Here is a 20,043-nt window from a genome sequence, read left to right as displayed (position 1 = left end):
TTGCAGTGATGCAAGAGCGGCTTGGTGACGCCACGACAAATCCGGATGCCGATTTCGGGGTTCGTCTGAGCCGTGCGATTTATATGTAACCTGAGTTCGGGATAAGAAAGGGACAAGCAAGTAAGCTAAAAGTCATCACACCAAAGCTTTACAGGCTCGTCCCATGATTAATTTAGAAGAACTATTTTGCGCTGTCGATGATTTCTGCCAAGTTTTTGAACTCTTGTGGGACAAACAAGTGATGGGAAATGGACTGAAACACCGCCAACGTCATCGTCAACTGTGCCCCAGTGAAATTATGACCATCACGATTGCATTTCACCAATCCCATTACCGGAATTTTAAAAGGTTTTATCTCAATCAAGTCATGGGACACTGGCTTCAAGCCTTTCCCGGCGTTGGTAAGTTATCAACGTTTTGTCGAATGGATGCCTTCCACCTTAATACCCTTGAGCATTTATCTGCACAGTTGTTTTGGTCAGTGTACGGGGGTGTCAGTAATTGACTCCACCAAGATTGGGGTGTGTCATAACCGCCGCATCAAAATGCACAAGGTTTTCCAGAATATCGGCAAGCGAGGTAAGACTTCTGTAAACTGGTTTTTCGGCTTTAAGCTACATCTGATTTGTAATGACCTGGGACAACTGCTGAATATCGCTGTTACTTGCGGTAATTGCATTTGACCGCAAGCCTGTTCTCAATCTGCTCAAAGGTTTGTCTGGCTCTTGTGGTAACTGACCGAGGCTACATATCCCAAAAGTTATTTGAGCAACTGTTAACCCAGATGGGGATTCAACTGATTACAAAGCCAAAGCGCAATATGAAAAATAAGCTGATGCCACTGATGGATAAGCTGCTAACGCGTAAACGCTCCATCATTGAGACGATTATCGACCAACTAACAAACATCTCTGGGATTGAGCATTCTCACCCGTCGCAGTCCGGTCAATTTTTTAGTCAACTTGGTCTGTGGATTGATTGCCTATTGCCTTCATCCTAAGAAGCCTTCTGTCAATATCGATGCCTTTTTTCTCCCTTCTGCTTAACCCGAACTCAGGTTAATTAATGAATATAGTAAATAATTTTAAAATTTCAATCATTTGAGTTGAAATCATAACGAGCAAAAAAGTTAAAAACACGGTTAACCTTATCTGCAAAATCTGCGGTTAAAAAAACAACTTTAGCAATTTGTCAATAGACTTGTTGCAAAAGTTGTTAAAAGAAATTTACGACAGATGTAGCGCCGGCTTAAACTTGTTGCAGATAAGATTCAAACCGCTGCTGCAATTGTTCCACCGGCAGATTTTGAGTCCAGTATTCCACCAAAGCATGACCGAAAGCCCAAGCGTTGCGTTCTGGTGCAGCCGTGTTTTCTAGCAACACCGGCCAAAGCGATCGCAAGTCAAAATTGAGCGGGTGCGCGTCACCGGCATTCAACAGTGAGAACAGATCATAAGCCATTTGCAGCTTACCAATCACCACCGGCAATTGCTCCACAGGAATTTGCTCAGCCAGGAGATACGCTAAATTTGGAGAGCCGGTTGACATGGTGGAAATGAACTGCAGAACCGGACTTTTCAACAGTGCTGTAAGTCCCTGAGTTGTTGCCATTTGGAACGTGTAGCGGTCGATAATTTTGCCGGCAGCAACCGTGCGGGCTTCCAAATTACGCAGAAAGCGGGCAAGACGAAGTTGTTTAGCCGGCGAGATTTCTTGCACCAGCGCCTGCGATATCGCCTCTGCATTCCAAGCAGTTCGACCTGTTTTCAGATCGCCGGCAACAATGGGCAGAATTAAATTACAGAAATCACCCAAAAGTTGAGCACGATATTCCGTCGCTTCCCGAATCGCTTTTTCTTTAGGCCGGTTGCCCCATTGCCAATCGTATGGCGGTTCCCATTCGCGCACCGGGCGCAGGCGATCCACTTGGGTAACGAGTACAATGGCCGGCAAATCTTTAACTGCCGTTTTCAGGTCTTTGAGAAAGTCCACATCCATTTGCAGGGCGGGATCTAAAGCCGGTGTGACGAGTAGTAGCAGATCCGCGCCGGTGGCAAACTCCAGCACTTCATCCCGTAGATCTCCACGGTTGACTTGTTCGTAACCCGGTGTATCCCAAAGAATAAGCGTTTCACCGGCATCACTTTGCCAGCGATAATTCTGTATTTTGTCTGTACTTGGTAATACATCAACCGCTGCTTTATCTGCCCGAAACAGGGTGTTAATCAAACTGCTTTTTCCTGCGCCGGTGCGCCCTGCCAGCAGAATACTGATGGGTTTTTGCTCAACTTTCTCGACAGGTTCGGCTTGTGAGAGAATTTCTCGCAGAGTTTGGGTTTGGGCTTTCGGGAGTGCCGGTGTAGAAGTGGCAAATTCCCCAGGAAGCACCGTACCGCCGCCGTAGAGGGTGATTGCTTGCCGGCAGAGGTTCCGCAAGGCAGCTTCCCGCAGCGACTGACCCAAATTTACCAGCAATTGCTGAGTTGCCTGGTTACCGGAACGCTGACTCGCGACTTTTGCCACTGCCACCGCCGGGTTTAAAAACCACTGCGCCCAATTCCAAACTTTCATCAGTTTGCGAGCGGATGGCTCTAGTTTGCGATAGACTTCGTAAGCTTCATAAGCCTGCCCAACCGTAACTTGATTGAGGGCGGGAGATAATTTTTGCATCCATCGATCCAAGTCATCCACGGTTCCCCGAATTAAGGCATAAGCCTGGGGAACGTAAATAGAAAGTAAGGGATACTTAACTTCAGGATGATAAACATGGGCGACGGCAGCAACAAGTTCCTGACATCGCTGCCAAAATATTGACCAATCTTCCCAAATTGGCGGATCATTTTGTGCTGTTGTTACGATTTCTTGAAGTGCAGTTTCTGCTTGATTTATTGTGTCATTGCCGGCTAACTGTGCGGTTGAATCTCCTATTGGAGATGCCAATTCTTTGTTAACTTCCGCCATGACGGCTTCCATCTGATCGAATGCCGGTTTCGTCCATTTAACCAGCAGCCACCGCCAGCCAACTAATAGAAGGGTAAATACAGCCCAGATCCAGTTAATTCCCCATTCGTGGATTTGTCTGCCGGCTGCTACCAGCAAGAAACCCACGATCATTACGATTGGGGTTGCCAATACAATCCATTGCCACAGCTTTAATCGCACCATTGCACTCTGCCTACTTAGCGTTGTTATATTGCTATTGTCGCGCTAACGCTCCTAGGATGGGTGGTGAGCCGGTTAATGCAGACTAATATGATAATAACCGTGTTAGAGCGCTAGGTGTCGGTTAAATAAACTATTAAGCGTCGTTTTCATTGTGAGGGTAAGTGGTATGGATCTGGTAGTAGTTCGGATCGCAAAAAACCTTTTATTCTAGGATATTCACCAGGGTAAAGTCGATTTTTTGGGTGAATTGGAGCATACTTTGTTAAAATAGTGTTTAAAGAATGCCAGAGAAAGTAAATTTATGGAGATTGTCGTTACTCTTAGCCCAGAAGTAGAAGCGAGACTCCGTGAGAAAGCGGCGCGACAGGGGCAAGCTCTTAACCTTGTGGCGGCTGAACTGCTAGCCAATATCTTAGAGTGGGAAATGCAAGACTCCCAAGAAGCTGTTGAGGGCATTCAGCGTGGATTGAATGATTTTGAAACAGGACAGTTCCGTTCTTTTGACGAGTTTTCATCAGAACAACATCGCAAGTATAACCTGCCAATTGATCGATGAAATATCGCCTTGAAATTTCAATTGTGGCAGAGGCAGAAGCAGACAATGCGTTCTTATGGATGTCTCAACTTACCTCTCCCGAAAGGGCAAGTCTGTGGTATAAGGGTTTGCTCAAAACAATAGAGTCTCTATCGGAAATGCCAAAGCGCTGTCCTTTGGCAAGAGAAAACGAATACTTCAGCCAAGAAATTCGCCAACTTCTCTACGGTCAAGGACGCAATTTATATCGTATCCTTTTCACAATCGTGGAGGGCAAAGAGGCAGCTACCGTTCGCATTCTTCATATCCGACACGCCGCACAGCAGACACTCGGTAGAAACGAGGAGGAATCTGGCGAAACTTAACTGAGGTGCAGTAACGAATTGAATTTTTTTGAATTTAGTTTCTTACTGCTCATAAATCACTAAAATAAACACCGGCTTCTTCACCCAATATCTAGGTATAAGCACCCCTGGAGGCAACCTTAAATGATACAGGCACCCTCTAAACCCATCACACTAGACGAGTTTCTGAAAATACCGGCAACTAAACCGGCTGGTGAGTATATAAACGGTCAAATTGTTCAGAAACCGATGCCACAGGGGAAACACAGCACAATTCAGACTGAACTTTCTAGTGCTATCAATGCAATCCTTAAGCCTAAACGGATTGCTAGAGCATTCTCAGAATTGCGCTGCACCTTTGGTGGACGATCAACCGTACCCGATATTTCGGTCTTTGTCTGGAATAGAATTCCTCGTGATGAGAATGGGGAAATTGCTAATACTTTCTCGATAGCTCCAGATTGGACAATAGAAATATTATCACCCGATCAAAGCCAAACAAAAGTTACAAAGAATATTCTGCATTGCCTGAAATATGAGACTCAAATGGGTTGGCTGATTGATCCAGATGAGCAAACAGTATTTGTTTATTGTCCGACGCAGCAAATAGAGGTATTTGATGAATTAGAGGTTCAGTTGCCGATGCCGGCTTTCGCAAGTGAGTTACAACTTACAGTAGGAGAATTGTTTGGCTGGCTATTGGAATGAGATAACAAGCGGTAATTTAAATGCCGGCTCTGAAATTTAAGTGCCGGCTCACTCAGCAACCGAAATGATTCCAGGTAAGCTTGGTATGATTAGAGTGGTAATGTATAGCTAACAATCAGTTACAACAGCCATGCTGACACTTGAGAAAATAGAAGCCGCCATCCTTAAGCTACCGCCTGATGAATTCCAACACCTTCGACAATGGTTTTTAGATGTGGATAATCGGTGCTGGAACGAGCAATTAGAAGAAGATATTGCTGAGGGTAAGTTAGAAGATTTAGCCCAAGAAGCGCTCGCTGATTTCGAGGCGGGGCATTAATTCAAATGCCGGCATTTTCTCACTGTTTGATTCCCTTAAACCGTTCTTGCGCTGACTTAAACGACTCTCGCATGACAGACTGAATTTTCTTAGGATCGGGCTTCTTGCCTCCCATTAAATCACCAAAATAAACACACGCACCCTCACCCAACGAGAAAGTATAAGCAGCAGCCCAAGAAGCCGCAATTACACTGCCAAACCCCGGTAAAAATTTGACGACTTCCCGCCCAATTGCCTGCGCTAGAAAGCCGCCGGCAATCGTACTGACAACACCCCCTGCCTGCGATGGGGTTAGCGTCTGCCCGTACAATTTCCCCAGTAGCCCCACCATAGACACTTGCAAGGCAGTCAACACCGGCATACTCGCAAATGGCAACGGCACCGCCTCGACCGCAGCTGCCATGATTGAAAATGGCAAAATGTAGCGGCGTGCAGTATCCCGATAAAGGTTGCCAATTTGCTCACCGGCTTCCTGATCCAGTAACTGATAAATCGCACTTGCTTCTGCTTCTGGTAGCAACTCTGCCAGAGAATCCCGCAGCGCCTCTAAGCCATAAAATACCGGCGTGTAGCCGTCTTCTTCCAGGGTGAAGTCAATGAGAACAGCGCCGTTGTACAGTCCGGTAAAGGCTTGCTTTATTGCCGCAAACGCTCGGTTAACTTCCGTATAGTCGGGTGGGTAAGCAGGATGATCCGCTGTGCCGGCAGGGTAAAGCTCATGCAAGCACGTCACCACCAGCAAACAGGGAATATCGGGATACTGCCGGCGCAACCCAGTCGCAATTTGCCGTAAAGTATCCGTTGCAAAATCATTAATTTTAACTGTCAAAATCAAAACACTGGCGCGGCGACTCTTGTGTTGCAGATCGCCAACCAATTCTCGAACCAGCACTTGAGTGTCCTGATTGACATCTCCCAGCCCCACCGTATCGGTAAAAATCAATAACGGCAGGTCATTAGACGGATAAGCATAGCGTTGCGTGTTCTGCGTGTGAGGGCGAAATCCCTGCCCCACAATCTCAGCAGACACGCCGGTTAGCCCCCGCACAATCGAGCTTTTCCCCGCTTGAGGCTTCCCGATCAAAAGCGCTTCCGTTGTGGGCAATTCGGCGCGAACCGCCGCCAAAATCTCTGCCACCCGCTCATCACTGACACTAAACCATTTCGTCGCCGTCTGTGCGGCTTCATCTATGGGTAAAAGTCGCATTACTCGGTCGGTTGCGTTGTTCCAGACACCGGCAACGCGGTTTTTCCAGGGATTGTTCACCGGCTCAGTTTTTACACCCTCAGTCGGTTCACTTTTTTGCTGAGAATCAGCCGGCGATGAATCGGAATGTCGCATTACGCGATCTGTTGCCTTGTTCCAGGCACCGGCAATGCGGTTTTTCCAGGGATTGCTCACCGGCTCAGTTTTTACACCCTCAGTCGGTTCACTTTTTTGCTGAGAATCAGCCGGCGATGAATTGGGATTATGTTGCTCAGTCATGCACACCAAAATAGCAGAGAGTTTAAACTAATTCTATCTATCAGAGAGCCGAGTAAAATTCCAACTCTAGGGGCTTGAAATATCGCTTCAGGTATATTAACTAGAGAGGCAGTTTCAAGGTAAAGAGCGAGAATTCCTTCATCGAATAAATTTCAAAAGTCCAGAATATTAATTTTAGTACGCGGCGATGCTACCGCTAACCCAACAGGTTAGACTGATACCTGATGCCAGTCACAAAATCTTTTGACTGCCACTAACTTTCGTAATCACTCATTGCCACCGGCAGACGCACCGTAAACACAGAACCCTTACCCAGCTCGCTTTCCATTGCAATTTCCCCGCCCATCATCTCACAGAAATGCCGGCTAATTGCTAAGCCCAATCCCGTGCCGCCATACTTGCGCGTTGTCGAGGCGTCCCCTTGTATAAAGGCTTCAAATAATCGCTGCTGTTCCTCTAAAGACATCCCAATCCCTGTGTCTTTTACGCAGAAGTGAATCCACTCAGGAATGCTTTCAACCTCACGAGTCACTGTCAGCGTTACCCGGCCATTTGTTGTAAACTTGGCAGCATTGCTCAGTAAGTTAAAAAGCACCTGCCGCACCTTAGTTTGATCGGCGTACATCATCCCCAGTTGGTGATCACTATTCACCTCTAAAACATTGCCATTTTTTTCCACGATAGGCTTGACTGTAGCAATGACGTTAGCAATCAGTGGCGAAATTTCAAATTTCTCTGGATAAAGCTGCATTTTTCCCGCTTCAATTTTTGAGAAGTCGAGAATATCATTAATTAATGTTAGTAAATGCTTGCCGGCACCATTAATTGACTGCAGATCCTCAACAAACTCTAGATCACCAACTTCTAAATCCTGAACATCCTCTTGAAGCAGTTCGCTGTAACCGATGATCGCATTCAGCGGCGTGCGTAATTCATGGCTCATATTTGCTAAAAACTGGCTTTTCGCTTTGCTAGCCGCTTCAGCTGCTTCTTTCGCCTGTTGCAGTTGTTGGGTGCGCTCGGACACTCGCTCGATGAGATGATTGAGAGAAATCGCTAATGAGCCAATTTCATCTTGGGTTGTCACCGGCACTCGCAAGTCAAAGTTAGACTCTCTCGCCACCCGCTCAGCAAGTTGAGTGAGGGTGACAACCGGCTCAGCGATGGCTCGACTGGTACGCAGCGCCAAAACCGCAGCGATCGTTACCGACAGCAACATACTCACGACAATAATTAGTTTCTCAAGTCCTTGTGCCTCCTCCATCGCAATTTCCCCGAACTGCTCTTGCTGTTGAGAAATATTCAACAGCTCTGTCAGAGGTTCTGAAAGACGATCCAGTTGCGTGGCTTCCGTGCCGGTGACAAGCAGCCGCAGTTGTTGCCGCGCTAAGTCTACTTCCTCTGACGGCAATTGCGATGGGTTGATTTGCTGCAAGCTTGAGTCTATTTGTTGTGCGTAAGCTTTTAAGCTCGTTGTGTAAGCCTGTATCAAAGTCAGCATCGTGGGGGGATCTGCGGCTAACCGGTGGGGATGACTTTGGATAAAGCTTTCAATGTCAAGCTGCAACTTCTGCGCTTTGGCAACACTTTCAAAAAGGCGGGTTTTTTCTAATTGCAGCCGATCTTCATCCTCCACAATTGCAGCTAGCCGCGAGCCATGCAACTGCGCCAAGATCGCCGCATCTTTAAAATTTCCCAACAGTTGTGCTTGCACATGGGCATCGGCAAGTTCCTCTACGCCTTGTCCCTGGAAATAATCCGCAACGATCAGCCCAGCAAGTGAGCCACACAAACCAATGCCAAGTGCTAGGAAATACCCGTAACCAATTTTTTGGTGGATGCGCCAAGAACGGGCTTTGGTTTCCCAGTGTTGGAGGAATTTTAGGGGCTGGCTTTCTGGAGGGGGCTGAGCAGTTACAACTTGTTGGCTCTCTGTGTTTCCGTCAGAAGGGGTTGACTGTTGAGGTTGCATCCGCAGAAATTCCTTACCTCCAGCGAAAAACGATCCCATCAGTTTACTCTGTTAACTTTTACATGGCTCGAACAATTGTGAGGTGAAATTTCCCCAATCGCAGCGGACACTGACGATCCTAGCTTATGGGGCCGAACTGCGCGAGAATGGATCGCCCTGAAAAAGCTCAGACTCACGACTGTTTTATGCTAGTTTACGGGATAATCTCGCTCTTATCAGGGTTGGCTTGGCAATTTTGGCTTAAAGTTTCAACGAATAAATATGTAAGTGATGCACTTTTTTTTCGGCTTTTTGCCATTGCCTATAAAATTATAATTCTTTTCCTGTGTTTCGCCTAGATTTTTGTAATAAAACCACAAGCCATTTCAAGGCTGGAAGCTTAAATATTTTTTTAAATAAAGATTTAGTAATTTAATTAAATATTTGACGAATCCCAGAGAATCATCAGGCAGGAAATTGAGAATTATTAAAATTTTGCCTGAAAAATTGGGTTTTTTATAAAAAAAGGCGGCTAGGTAGAGCGACTTTAGGGAGTCAGTGCCGGCACACATCAGTCTTGAAACTCTTTTTAGCACCGGCATGGCAGTAAATTAGCACATTTGCCTGATTTGGAGAAAGCCAAGGTGCAAACTTAATGACTTTCTAAGGCAGAAGCAGCCTGCCAGGAAACTTCAGCGTGTTTATGGTTGAGCGCCCTCAGCTTTGAGCGGCTTGGGAATCTGTAGTTTCCAAAAGTGTAACCAATCGAAGATGCCGGCTGAAACAGTGGCAAAGTGGAAACAAGCCACCAAATGTGCTTTTACCCATTTCTGTCTCAGGAAACAATCTTTTATGAATTTATCTCTACAGTCTGGCTTTAAATCCACTGCCTGGAATCGTTTGAAAAGTTTGTCGTTAGTGTTAGGTTTGCTCAGCTTAACAGCGTGCCAATCTGTGCCGGCTCAAATGCAAACTGGACATTTCGCCCCCCTACCGAGAACTCTTAGTGTGTCAGGGAAAGGAGAGGTTAGCATCCCTGCAACAATTGCGAAAGTAAATTTGGGGGTTGAGGTTCAGGGTAAAACCGCCGCACAGGTGCAACCGGAGGTAGCGAAACGCTCGGAAGCCGTGGTAAAACTGTTGAAGGAGCGGAAGGTGGAAAAATTGAAAACCGCCGGCATTAATCTCAGCCCAACTTATAGCTTTCAAAACAACGAGCAACGCTTGAATGGATATGCCGGCAGCAACATTGTCAGTTTTGAAATTGCTACAGATAAGGTAGGAACGCTGTTGGATGATGCGATTAAAGCTGGGGCAACGCGAATTGACGGCATTAGCTTTACTGCAACAGAAGAAGCGATTGCAGCTGCTCAAAAGCTAGCGCTGGGTGAAGCAACGGAAGATGCTAAAAAACAAGCCGATGCTGTTTTTACAACCTTAAGTTTTAAGTCACAGGAAATTGTCGGCATTCAAATTAATGCTGCAAATACGCCGATGCCACCGATGCCAATGCCGGTTGGTGTTCCGTTAGCGCAAGAGGCGAAAAATTCTGTCACTCAAGTGGTGGGGGGAGAGCAGCAAGTACAATCTTTTGTAACGCTGCAAATTCGTTATTAAACAGCCGGCAAGTCTGTTAAATTTAACGTTTCAGAATGCCGCCTAACCAAATAACAGTTAAAACCCCCAGTAAAACCCAAATGGCTACAATGATGCCGGCGGCTATCCAATTTGTGGGTTTTTCCTGTGCCATTTCGGTGGCTGCTTTCTCGCGGCATTCGGCTAAAACTTCTGGGGGAATCATTTTCAGCACCAGCCAAATTCCTGCCGGCACAATGATCAAATCGTCGAGAAATCCAATGATCGGAATAAAATCTGGAATTAAATCAATGGGGCTGAAGGCATAGGCAACGACGGCAGCAGCTAGGAACCGGGCGTACCAAGGCACTCTGGAATCTTTACTCACTAAATAAATCGCCCAGGTTTCTTTTTTGAGCTTTCTTACCAGTTGTTTGAGTGAGTGCATGGGATGCGTTTTTATGCGAATCCCGGCATTCTATCAAACAAAGATGCTGCCGGGATTAGGAAAATTCTTACTGATTACTGAAGAATTTTTTAGCAATCCCTTAAGGAGATTTTTCCCCTGGTATACTAGCCCCTCGATATTTGAGTTCTAAAGCTTGATTTTGTTGAACCATTAGAGCCGTTTCTTCGGTGTCGGTTTTACAAATTTGACCCCGATATTTTACGATAGTTTCACCTTCTTTCGCTTTTTCTACGGGAACGGTTGGTTCGTATTCTACTCCGCGATAACTGAGTTTTATTTTTTCATCGGGTTCAGGTTCAATGATGATCTGCCGGCTTGGCTGCAAAAGTCGGTTACTGCTAACTAAGGCAAGCACGAGCAGTAACACCTGAATCTGCCAAGGTGCGATTACCAAACTCACCACTAAGCTCACCAGTAAAATTGATGCGGCGAGATAGGCAATTTCGTCAGCAGAGTTTTTCAAGATATAGGTAACTGCCAAAGCAATTCCCAGTGTAATCATGAAAGACCAAGGCATAATTATCACCTCTGCGCTAGGGATTCAAGGGTATGGGAAAGGGGCGAAAACGGCTGATTTTAAAAAAAGGCTGATTTTAAAACGTGCGGTGAAAGGGTAGTCTTTGCCCTGAGAAGAGACGCTTAGTTGCCAATTCTATAGATGCTCCTACCAAAATGCCCCACAAAGGTTGAACGTTATTTTTACGTCCCCAAGGGTTATCATTTTACCACACAAATTAATACTAAACGTTAAGATATCTTGACAGCGGTTAGGTTGCTAGTTATCAAAACTGAAGCGAGCGCATTGAGCTATTTTGTTTGAGAAAATGATTTTTTTTTGCTGAGTCAGATTCTATTCAATAAGTATTTTTACTTATTGAATAGAATCTCGCAAACTGCTCGAAATCAGTGAGACAAAGATGCGCTTTTTACAGGAGAAGAATTCCTATTTAATGCCGGCACAATATAAATAAGTGTTGGATTTATTCGTCTGAATATTTTTTCTCGTTGTAATCCCACAGCCACCAACTCAATACGAAGCCACAGGTTGGAAATAAAGTGAGTGAAATAAAAAGTTTGGCAAAAAACAGTCTTCTCAAAAGTGCAGATTGGAGAACCTGTTGAATGGAAAAGTTATTATCGAGAAAAGTGGTGATGAACACATACAAAACAGCGACGGGAAGCCCCCATAAGAAAATTCCGTAGATAATCATATAGCGCGACTTTCCCAATCTTCTGATTCTCGCCCACTTTTCTCTCTGCTTCGGATTCATCTCGGTGACTCCTCTAGGATCAGACCCTGATTGATTAACACAAGCAGTTCGTCAAAAGCTTTTAATCATCAAAGGTTACGCGTTCATTTAGCTGTAGTTACAATAATGCTGGATAGAGAGTTTCCGTAAACGTGTAAGCCGGCTCAAAACGGTCTTGACAACTGCGCTGCTTGCTGGTTTCGGTTCAGGCCGGCAATCCAACTGCCTCGTATCTTATCAGTTAAACCAGGCGAATCAATACTAGATTTACCGCCTAGATTTAACAGGGATTAATCGCTATTACCAAAGGAATACCTATTTTATCCAACCGCTTCTAACTTAACAAATAAAAAAACCCGTTTGTTTAAATAAACGGGTATTGGAAAATTTATTTAAATCTGGGGTAAATAACTAGCCCACAGAAGCGGAAAGCGGTTGAGTCAGTGCGTCTTTGAGCAACTGCGCTTTATCGGTTTGTTCCCAAGGTAAGTCGATATCAGTGCGTCCCAAATGACCGTAAGCAGCAACTTCTTGGTAAAAACGACCGCCGCGTTCAGCCGGCAGGCGTTGTAAATTAAAGGTTTTGATAATTCCAGCCGGACGCAGTTCAAAATGCTGTTTCACGACTTCCAGCAGCCGGTCTTCATCAACGTTGCCGGTGCCAAAGGTTTCAATCATCATGCTCACGGGCCGCGCTACGCCGATCGCATAACTGAGTTGAACTTCACACTTTTGTGCCAAGCCGGCGGCAACGATATTTTTAGCGACATAGCGAGCGGCATAAGCGGCGCTGCGGTCTACTTTTGTGGGGTCTTTGCCGGAAAAAGCGCCGCCGCCATGCCGGGAATAGCCACCATAAGTATCTACAATAATTTTGCGACCTGTGAGACCGGAATCTCCTTGAGGCCCGCCGATCACAAATTTGCCGGTGGGGTTGACAAGAAAGCGAGTTTCTGCATCGGGTTTCACGTCAATGTCTGCAAACACCGGCTCAACCACTGCAGCCCACAAATCTTCCTTGATCTTGGCCTGAACCTCTGCCGTATCCGTAATTTCCCCAATTGAAGCCGTGTGCTGGGTAGAAATCAGAATCGTGTCGATGCCGACGGGGCGTCCATCTTCGTAAACAACGGTGACTTGCGTTTTGCCATCGGGACGCAGGTAGGGCAGATCGCCGGTTTTGCGGACTGCTGCCAGCCGGCGGGAAATCCGGTGGGCGAGACAGATGGGCAAAGGCATCAGTTCCGGGGTTTCGTTGCAGGCAAAGCCAAACATGATCCCTTGATCGCCGGCACCCACTGCGTCTAAAGCGTCATCGCTGGATTCCTCGCGGGTTTCTTGGGCGGTGTTGACGCCTTGGGCGATGTCAGGAGATTGTTCATCAAGGGCAACGATCACTGCACAGCTATTTGCAGAAAAGCCGTTATCGGCATCTGTATAGCCGATGTCGGCAATTTTTTTCCGGGCTAGATCAACGAAGTTTACCTGAGCTTTGGTGGTGACTTCGCCGGTGATCAGCACTAAGCCGGTGTTGACCACAACTTCTGCCGCAACGCGGCTGGAGGGGTCTTGAGCGAGCAGGGCGTCTAAAATAGTATCTGAGATTTGGTCACAGATTTTATCAGGATGCCCTTCGGTAACGGATTCGGAGGTAAATAGGTAGCGACGTGTCAAGGATCAGTCCTCCTCAGATAGTGGCTAGGCAGACAACGTGTGTTTAAACTGATAAAACTTCACTCAGCGCGAGCGAGGTTCAGGAGATGATTTTTATTTCATCAAGTTGCGCGATCGTAACATTAGCGGCTTCTAAATGGCTAGCTTTTGGTGTCTTCCAGCAGATGCCGATGCTGCCGGCGGCCCCGGCCCGTTTGGCCATTTCAATATCCGCCAGGGAATCACCAACCATCAGGGTTGACGCCGGTTCAACGCCTAAGGTTCGACAGACATTTAAAAAGAGAGACGGGTCTGGTTTGCTTGGCCCTTCATCAACACCCATTTGCACCTGAATGTAGGGTTCTAGTTGATGATCTTTGACAAACTTCTGCACCCTTTGTGTGCTGGCTGCTGAGAGAATCGCTAGTTTCAAACCGGCATCTGAAAGGAACTTTAGCACCTCTAGAGAGCCGGCAAATAAAGGAGACGGGGCAAATGTTTTGAACATTTGGTCGGCTTCGTCAAATGATCGACGCGTAATCTCAAGAGATTCCAACCACCCTCGTCCTGTCTCTGCGATATAAGCGGCAGAGGCAATTTCATTTTCCCGCCGGCTGCCAACGGCTAGTAAGCCGGTGGGATCGAGACGATCTCCATTAATGCCGAACGCCATCAACAAAGGATCTCCAATTCCGGGAATTTGGGCATCTAGCATCCGCGCTCGTTTCTGGCCCAAGTTTCTTAAAAAATCTTCTGAATCTTCCAGCGTCCCGTCTTTATCAAAAATAACAGCCTGGATATTTTTGAATGTGACATCCCCACACTGAATTGTCGTCAAACGCTCAACTCCCATCAATCACCAATATGACCCCCATATAAAAAAAGAGGGATTATTCCCTCAATCGCGCAGCGCGGCTTGTCATCAAGCCTGCTGCACGGTTCTTCAGGCTCAAGAATCTACACCTCTTCAGCGGTGATTAATTCCTCCTCTGGGGCTGCCTCTACTTCTGGCGCTGCCTCTTCTACCTCTGGGGCTGCCTGTGCCTCTACCTCTGGCGCTGCTTCTACCTCTGGTGCTTCTTCTGCCGCTATCTCTGGCAGATCCTCTTCAGATTCAGAGGTGTCGCTGGCTGTTGAGGCCGACTGCTGTTGAGATTGCTGTTGGGCTTGCTGTCTGTTCCGCATCTGTTCGCGGAACTTGGCAGCCATCTCCTCAGCTTTCTCATAAACCATATCGGGATTTTTCACCATGTCACCCGGTTCTGGTTCCAGTTGTTTGGTAGAAAGGGAAATACGGCCTCGTTCTGCATCCAAGTCAATGATCATCACCTTCACTTCATCATTGACATTGAAGACGCTGTGGGGTGTATCGATGTGATCGTGAGAGATTTCCGAGATGTGCAGTAAGCCGCTGACGCCTCCAATATCGATGAAGGCACCGTAAGGTTTAATTCCGCGAACATTGCCGATGACGACTTCGCCAACTTCAAGCCGGTTCATCTTGCGCTCAACCAGTGCGCGGCGGTGGCTCAAAACTAGCCGGTTCCGATCTTCGTCTACTTCCAAGAATTTGAGGGGGAGTTCTTCTCCAACCAAATCTTCCTTCGGCTTGCGGGTGCTAATGTGAGAACCGGGAATAAATCCGCGCAATCCTTCAATGCGTACCAGCGCACCGCCTCGGTTCGTCGCAAAGACGCTAGAACGAACTGTGGCATCTTCTGCTTGCAACTGGCGCACTCGCTCCCACGCCCGCATATACTCAATCCGCCGGATTGACAGAGTTAGCTGTCCATCCTCATTTTCATCGGTGAGGATGAAGAATTCACGGGTTTCGTTAGACTGCAGGACTTCTTCCGGGGCGTCAACCCGGTTGATTGACATTTCTTGGATGGGGATGTAAGCCGCTGTTTTTGCACCGATGTCAATCAGAGCGCCCCTTGGTTCTAAACTGAATACTGTACCTGCTACCACATCACCGGGGCTAAAGTGATAGTCGTATTTGTCGAGTAGGGCTGCAAAATCTTCGTGGGTAAAGCCAACATCTTTGACGGGTGTTTTCTGATTGACCATGCGATTGGTTTCCTAGGACTTAATCTCCGTAGTTTAATTTGCCTCCTGCGGATGTAGATACACCTTTGGACGGTGCAGTTTACATCTACATCGCTCCAGCCTCTTTTATGGCAGAGCCAATTGCGATGCTTGAAGCTTAGACTTGATATTATAACTTGACTATATGCTCCTGAACAGCTTTCCTGCCTTCTCTGTTGCGAAATGAGGCAGATAAATTTTAAATTTTAAAATAAATATTCAAATTTGGGGAACAGGACTCAAGTTTCTTAGTTAAGGGGAGTGAAACCAGAAGCTGAGGTTTCCCAGCCGCTAGGATCTCCTGATGGCGGGCAAACACCAGTCAGGGCTTTATCTATTTTTTCGGGTTCCCCATCTGAAATTTGTTGGTTCTGTAGATGATTTAAGGTATCAACAAAATCTCGAATGCCTTGGAATTGGCGATAAACTGAGGCAAATCGAATGTAGGCAACTTCGCTAATAGATTGCAGTTGGCGCAACACCAGTTCGCCAATTTCGCTACTGCTAACTTCTCTGGCTGTTTGCTGCTGCAATTCAGCTTCGAGTTCATCGACGAGTTCTTCGAGCCGCATGGCAGGAATGCCGGTTTTTTCGCAAGCGCGTACAATCCCTCGCAGTAATTTAGAACGATCAAACGACTCGCGTTTGCCATCGCGTTTGATGACTGTAATCGGTACAAATTCTATGCGTTCGTAGGTTGTGAAGCGATGCTTGCAATCCAAGCATTCCCGGCGTCGCCGCACACTTTGGCCAGATTCGGCTGAACGCGACTCTAAAACGCGACTGTCTGTATGTTGGCAGAAGGGACACCGCATGATTAGCTTTCTCGGCAGTCTGCACTGGGCGTAAATGGCAAAACCTGAGCCGGCGACAAAAGCTGTTAGCTAGATAATAATGCTCTAACAACAGCTTTTAACGGCTCAGGTGAGTTCAAAAAACTTTCAGGCTTACTTCTTGCCAGTGGTGTCGATCCGGGGGGGTTCACGAAACGCAATCGCAAAGAAGAGCAACCCGATCGTCAAAGTAAGAATCAAAATGTAAGCAACGCTTTCCATATCAGAAGTTCCTGCTCATCTCGTTAATGAATATTTTAGCAAGGGAATGGGTCTGTTAATTTCTGAATTTTGAGTTTTCAGTAGTGGGTTAACCAAAACTGAAAACTCAAAACCGGAAATGTTTCTAAACCACTTCTTTTCTGCGGGTTGATCTGTCTCCCAGTTTTTGGAAGAGACCGAATTCCACTTGTTCTTCATCAAGGTCTGGGTCAATACCGGCAAACACATCGCGGAACAAAGTCCGAGATCCGTGCCAGAGGTGACCGAAGAAGAACAGCAGGGCAAAACAAGCGTGTCCATAGGTGAACCAACCGCGAGGGCTAGTCCGGAACACACCATCAGCGTCAACGCTTTCGCGATCAAAGTCGAAGGGTTCGCCTAGCTGAGCCTTACGGGCGTACTTCTTCACTGTGGCGGGGTCATCAAAGCTTTGACCGTCCAGTGAGCCACCGTAGAAGCTGACAGTTACACCGGCTTGCTCAAAGCTGTACTTAGATTCAGCGCGGCGGAACGGAATATCAGCACGAAGAATGCCATCTTTATCGGTCAAAATGACCGGGAAGGTTTCAAAGAAGTTGGGGATGCGGCGAACGTTTAATTCCCGACCTTCGCTATCTTTGAATACTGGATGGCCTAACCAAGTGGTTGCCAGACCGTCTCCACTATTCATCGCTCCAACGCGGAACAGACCACCTTTAGCTGGGTTGTTGCCGACATAGTCATAGAATGCCAGTTTCTCAGGAATTTCTGAGTAGGCAGCTTCTATGGTGTTGCCGTTAGCTAAGCTGGTTTGAACGCGTCGGTCAATTTCTTGGTGGAAGTAACCGCTATCCCACTGATAGCGGGTAGGGCCAAACAGTTCAATGGGGGTGGCGGCGTTGCCGTACCACATTGTGCCGGCCACCACAAAGGCTGCGAAAAATACGGCGGCAATACTGCTAGAGAGCACGGTTTCGATGTTCCCCATCCGCAAGGCGCGATAAAGCCGCTCTGGTGGGCGAACACTCAAGTGGAACAAACCGGCAATAATTCCAACAATGCCAGCCGCAATGTGGTGAGCGACGATGCCCCCCGGATTGAAGGGGTTAAAGCCTTCAGGTCCCCACGACGGGGCCACGGGTTGCACGCTGCCAGTTAACCCATAAGGGTCAGACACCCACATACCAGGGCCAAATAAGCCCGTCAGGTGGAAGGCACCGAAACCAAAGCAAAGAAGACCAGATAAGAACAGGTGGATGCCAAACATTTTTGGCAGATCCAGCGCCGGTTCGCCTGTGCGTGGGTCTCTAAACAGTTCTAGATCCCAGTAAACCCAGTGCCAGCAGGCAGCTAGGAACAGCAAACCAGACAGGATGATGTGAGCGGCAGCGACGCCTTCAACGCTCCATACACCCGGATCAACTGCGGTTGCGCCAGTTACGCTCCAACCCCGCCAAGAGTCGGTTACGCCCAGACGAGCCATGAAGGGCATGACGTACATACCCTGACGCCACATCGGGTTCAGGACTGGATCACTGGGGTCAAAGATGGCCAGTTCATACAAAGCCATAGAACCAGCCCACCCGGCCACCAGGGCAGTGTGCATGAGGTGGACAGAAATCAGGCGGCCTGGGTCGTTCAGAACGACTGTGTGTACTCGATACCAGGGTAGTCCCATTGACTACGCTTCCTCCTCCATGAGAGATGTCTACTTGAACGCTATCTTTCAGTCTTGTGTTTAAGTGCTAAAGTCTTAATCTGCTTGAGGCTAGCCGGCTGAACAAGAAACTTGTTTGCCAGACCGCATGGGCAGGCATGACAGTGCGTTCTCGAAATATGAGTAGTATTTAAAGAAGTGTAACCATTGAGTGACCCTATTGCAAGCAAATTGATAGGGATAGTGCCGGCACCGCCAGCCTACTGAATAGGGTTAACACGGTTATATTTGCTCATTGGTGCCGGTTGGTTCTACAATGGCCCCTCCCAGTTGGCACGTCGCACCGGCAGCACAAAGTCGCTCAACGACTTGATCACCGCTGATCAGGCGTTTTAATACGACTTGTCCGATGTTCTTTGCCGCCGGCTCGCCCGGTTCTGGAGCGAGCGGTTTCACTTCCACCATCAAAACCGCATCTTCCACGCGATAGAGCCACATTCTTTCCTCTGGCTCAATCAGACAAAGATCCATTTGCTCAATTTTGGGTTGACGCCGCCAAGCCATTTCGTTCCACAGCCCCTCGGCTCCCCAGACTCGCCCTATCGTCCATCCATCTGATAGAAAAAAGTATTTCACAGACTTTCGTTGCCACCGTGTTTTTTGGAATTATGCCCTTTTAAGGGACACCGTTGTGCAAGATACCTGTTCTTTGGGTGTTTTTACTCATTTTAAGGTTAAGTCTCCTGATCCTGTGAAGGTGGGTGCCGGCTTCCTGTTTCACCGGCAACGACAACTCATCGTAGTATCTGTGCCGGCAGTAGCCTTCCTAGCCCCAAAACCCCTAAACTTTCCCCTAGACATTCTTTGCGGCATTCCCCTCTCTATTGGGATGCGTTGGGCCATTCGCTCAAGTCCACTTCCTAAGTGTCAAGCTGATGATCTCAAGGATCTTTGCCTCATTGACGACGGGTTGAGGACAACTTGTTGACGAATTTAGCGCGTTGAACTGTCATTGAGCAGGGACGAAACTATTTGCATTCTATTTAAAATCGGCTAAATTCTTAATTTAAGAATATCTATCGAGGAAATATTTATGAAAATTAAAGCGTTTAATATTTTAGGTCTACTAACAGCAGCCACCTGGGCAGCTAGTGGCTTCGCTTTCTCACTTCCTGTCAGTGCACAGCCGGCAATTCTAGGAAACTGTGGGGAGCAAAGCTGTGAGAATCTTCTAGAGCAATTACGCAAACAGTGGCCAGAACAAATCAGCAAATACGAAGCGAACTGTCAAGACAACAATACATTAGGCTTGCAAGTATTTGCCAATGAGGGCGAAGCGAGAAAAGTGATGGTTGCTTGCTGGGGAGAAAAGCAGCCAGATGGTTCTAGGTCTGGAGATTCCTTAGCCGTTTTGCCGTTTCCGGGTGAAGAAGCGACTTTTGGGAGTTCGTGGTCTTGTAGCGAAGGCGAATGCGAAGATATTTTAGGAAAGTTACGGGATCAATCTCCAGATAAAATTAAAGAATATGAAACGAAATGTGCAATGGAATCTGGAACTTTAAATTTATTAATTTCTCAAGAAGCAGGTAATAAAAAAGTTGAAGTTCAATGCTATTTCTTTAGTGCTTATTTAATCGATGACAATGGAGATGGAGTGGCTGACGGTGATCAGCAAACAGGTGTTGACATCATTTTAGATACCTTTTCTTGGCCAAAGTAGCCCCTAAAAAATATTCATTGTGACACCGGCATCTGATTTGGAACGCCGGCAGCTCCGAATTCTAGATTCATTGCTGGTAGAGTGAAACT

Annotated in this window: 20 protein-coding genes and 1 pseudogene; 8 read left to right on the top strand and 13 right to left on the bottom strand. The window is 47.1% G+C overall.

All coding sequences use genetic code 11. From position 1 onward, the window contains the following. Window positions 1–163 precede the first annotated feature (163 nt). Window positions 164–1,046 (top strand): annotated as a pseudogene (locus tag H6F73_RS27130) (IS982 family transposase). A 202-nt stretch (window positions 1,047–1,248) separates the two neighbouring features. Here H6F73_RS27130 and H6F73_RS23305 read toward each other — a convergent pair. Further along, a complete protein-coding gene (locus H6F73_RS23305) occupies window positions 1,249–3,165 on the bottom strand; it encodes a GTPase family protein (RefSeq protein WP_190761143.1) in 1,917 nt (638 codons plus the stop codon). Between the two features lie 301 nt (window positions 3,166–3,466). On the opposite strand from H6F73_RS23305, the gene H6F73_RS23300 reads away from it, so the two are divergent. From H6F73_RS23300 to H6F73_RS23285, 4 genes are all read left to right on the top strand, one after another. Further along, window positions 3,467–3,721, top strand: coding sequence for a hypothetical protein (locus tag H6F73_RS23300; protein ID WP_190761142.1), 255 nt, complete (start codon window positions 3,467–3,469; stop codon window positions 3,719–3,721). Continuing rightward, window positions 3,718–4,065: a type II toxin-antitoxin system RelE/ParE family toxin gene (locus H6F73_RS23295; protein ID WP_190761141.1), complete on the top strand. Its 348-nt coding sequence runs from the start codon at window positions 3,718–3,720 to the stop codon at window positions 4,063–4,065. The genes H6F73_RS23300 and H6F73_RS23295 overlap by 4 nt, the downstream gene beginning before the upstream one ends. A gap of 123 nt (window positions 4,066–4,188) precedes the next feature. Continuing rightward, window positions 4,189–4,752, top strand: coding sequence for a Uma2 family endonuclease (locus H6F73_RS23290; RefSeq protein ID WP_190761140.1), 564 nt, complete (start codon window positions 4,189–4,191; stop codon window positions 4,750–4,752). 130 nt (window positions 4,753–4,882) lie between these two features. Next, entirely contained in the window at window positions 4,883–5,071 is a 189-nt protein-coding gene (locus H6F73_RS23285; RefSeq protein WP_190761139.1) for a hypothetical protein, read from the top strand. Between the two features lie 19 nt (window positions 5,072–5,090). On the opposite strand, the gene H6F73_RS23280 is transcribed toward H6F73_RS23285, so the two are convergent. Next, a complete protein-coding gene (locus H6F73_RS23280) occupies window positions 5,091–6,278 on the bottom strand; it encodes a 50S ribosome-binding GTPase (RefSeq protein ID WP_242072632.1) in 1,188 nt (395 codons plus the stop codon). Window positions 6,279–6,810: 532 nt separating this feature from the next. Further along, complete coding sequence (locus H6F73_RS23275; protein WP_199330745.1) at window positions 6,811–8,568, bottom strand: HAMP domain-containing sensor histidine kinase; 1,758 nt, start codon at window positions 8,566–8,568, stop codon at window positions 6,811–6,813. A gap of 792 nt (window positions 8,569–9,360) precedes the next feature. Between H6F73_RS23275 and H6F73_RS23270 the strand changes: the two genes are divergently transcribed. Then, window positions 9,361–10,125 (top strand): SIMPL domain-containing protein, encoded by a 765-nt coding sequence (locus tag H6F73_RS23270; RefSeq protein WP_190761138.1) that lies wholly within the window; start codon window positions 9,361–9,363, stop codon window positions 10,123–10,125. 22 nt (window positions 10,126–10,147) lie between these two features. Here H6F73_RS23270 and H6F73_RS23265 read toward each other — a convergent pair whose 3' ends face one another. The 10 genes from H6F73_RS23265 to H6F73_RS23220 all read right to left on the bottom strand — a co-directional run bounded on the left by H6F73_RS23265 (window position 10,148) and on the right by H6F73_RS23220 (window position 18,870). Then, window positions 10,148–10,531, bottom strand: a complete 384-nt coding sequence (locus H6F73_RS23265) for a YkvA family protein (RefSeq protein WP_190761137.1) — start codon at window positions 10,529–10,531, stop codon at window positions 10,148–10,150. Between the two features lie 100 nt (window positions 10,532–10,631). After that, on the bottom strand, window positions 10,632–11,069 hold the full coding sequence (locus tag H6F73_RS23260) for a DUF4278 domain-containing protein (protein ID WP_190761136.1): 438 nt from the start codon (window positions 11,067–11,069) through the stop codon (window positions 10,632–10,634). 463 nt (window positions 11,070–11,532) lie between these two features. Continuing rightward, window positions 11,533–11,823: a hypothetical protein gene (locus H6F73_RS23255; RefSeq protein ID WP_190761135.1), complete on the bottom strand. Its 291-nt coding sequence runs from the start codon at window positions 11,821–11,823 to the stop codon at window positions 11,533–11,535. Between the two features lie 390 nt (window positions 11,824–12,213). Next, complete coding sequence (metK, locus tag H6F73_RS23250) at window positions 12,214–13,476, bottom strand: methionine adenosyltransferase (protein ID WP_190761134.1); 1,263 nt, start codon at window positions 13,474–13,476, stop codon at window positions 12,214–12,216. Window positions 13,477–13,555: 79 nt separating this feature from the next. Further along, window positions 13,556–14,293, bottom strand: coding sequence for an HAD family hydrolase (locus H6F73_RS23245; protein WP_190761133.1), 738 nt, complete (start codon window positions 14,291–14,293; stop codon window positions 13,556–13,558). A 119-nt stretch (window positions 14,294–14,412) separates the two neighbouring features. Next, window positions 14,413–15,525, bottom strand: a complete 1,113-nt coding sequence (locus H6F73_RS23240; protein ID WP_190761132.1) for a 30S ribosomal protein S1 — start codon at window positions 15,523–15,525, stop codon at window positions 14,413–14,415. A 266-nt stretch (window positions 15,526–15,791) separates the two neighbouring features. Next, window positions 15,792–16,358, bottom strand: a complete 567-nt coding sequence (gene nrdR / locus H6F73_RS23235; RefSeq protein ID WP_190761131.1) for a transcriptional regulator NrdR — start codon at window positions 16,356–16,358, stop codon at window positions 15,792–15,794. A 132-nt stretch (window positions 16,359–16,490) separates the two neighbouring features. Beyond that, window positions 16,491–16,598, bottom strand: coding sequence for a photosystem II reaction center protein T (locus tag H6F73_RS23230; RefSeq protein WP_190761130.1), 108 nt, complete (start codon window positions 16,596–16,598; stop codon window positions 16,491–16,493). 124 nt (window positions 16,599–16,722) lie between these two features. Beyond that, complete coding sequence (gene psbB / locus H6F73_RS23225; protein ID WP_190761129.1) at window positions 16,723–18,255, bottom strand: photosystem II chlorophyll-binding protein CP47; 1,533 nt, start codon at window positions 18,253–18,255, stop codon at window positions 16,723–16,725. A 261-nt stretch (window positions 18,256–18,516) separates the two neighbouring features. Beyond that, entirely contained in the window at window positions 18,517–18,870 is a 354-nt protein-coding gene (locus tag H6F73_RS23220) for a hypothetical protein (protein WP_190761128.1), read from the bottom strand. Between the two features lie 55 nt (window positions 18,871–18,925). On the opposite strand from H6F73_RS23220, the gene H6F73_RS23215 reads away from it, so the two are divergent. Both H6F73_RS23215 and H6F73_RS23210 read left to right on the top strand, forming a co-directional pair. Further along, the gene (locus H6F73_RS23215; protein WP_190761127.1) at window positions 18,926–19,222 is read left to right on the top strand and encodes a hypothetical protein; all 297 of its coding nucleotides are present in this window, start codon (window positions 18,926–18,928) and stop codon (window positions 19,220–19,222) included. Window positions 19,223–19,327: 105 nt separating this feature from the next. Next, complete coding sequence (locus tag H6F73_RS23210) at window positions 19,328–19,954, top strand: hypothetical protein (RefSeq protein WP_190761126.1); 627 nt, start codon at window positions 19,328–19,330, stop codon at window positions 19,952–19,954. Window positions 19,955–20,043: the final 89 nt, after the last annotated feature.

It is taken from the genome of Microcoleus sp. FACHB-68 (genome assembly GCF_014695715.1).
In the GTDB taxonomy this organism is placed as follows: Bacteria; Cyanobacteriota; Cyanobacteriia; order Cyanobacteriales; family Oscillatoriaceae; genus FACHB-68.
The sequence above is the reverse complement of the archived record's forward strand: the minus strand, read 5'-3'. Positions and strand labels throughout refer to the sequence as shown.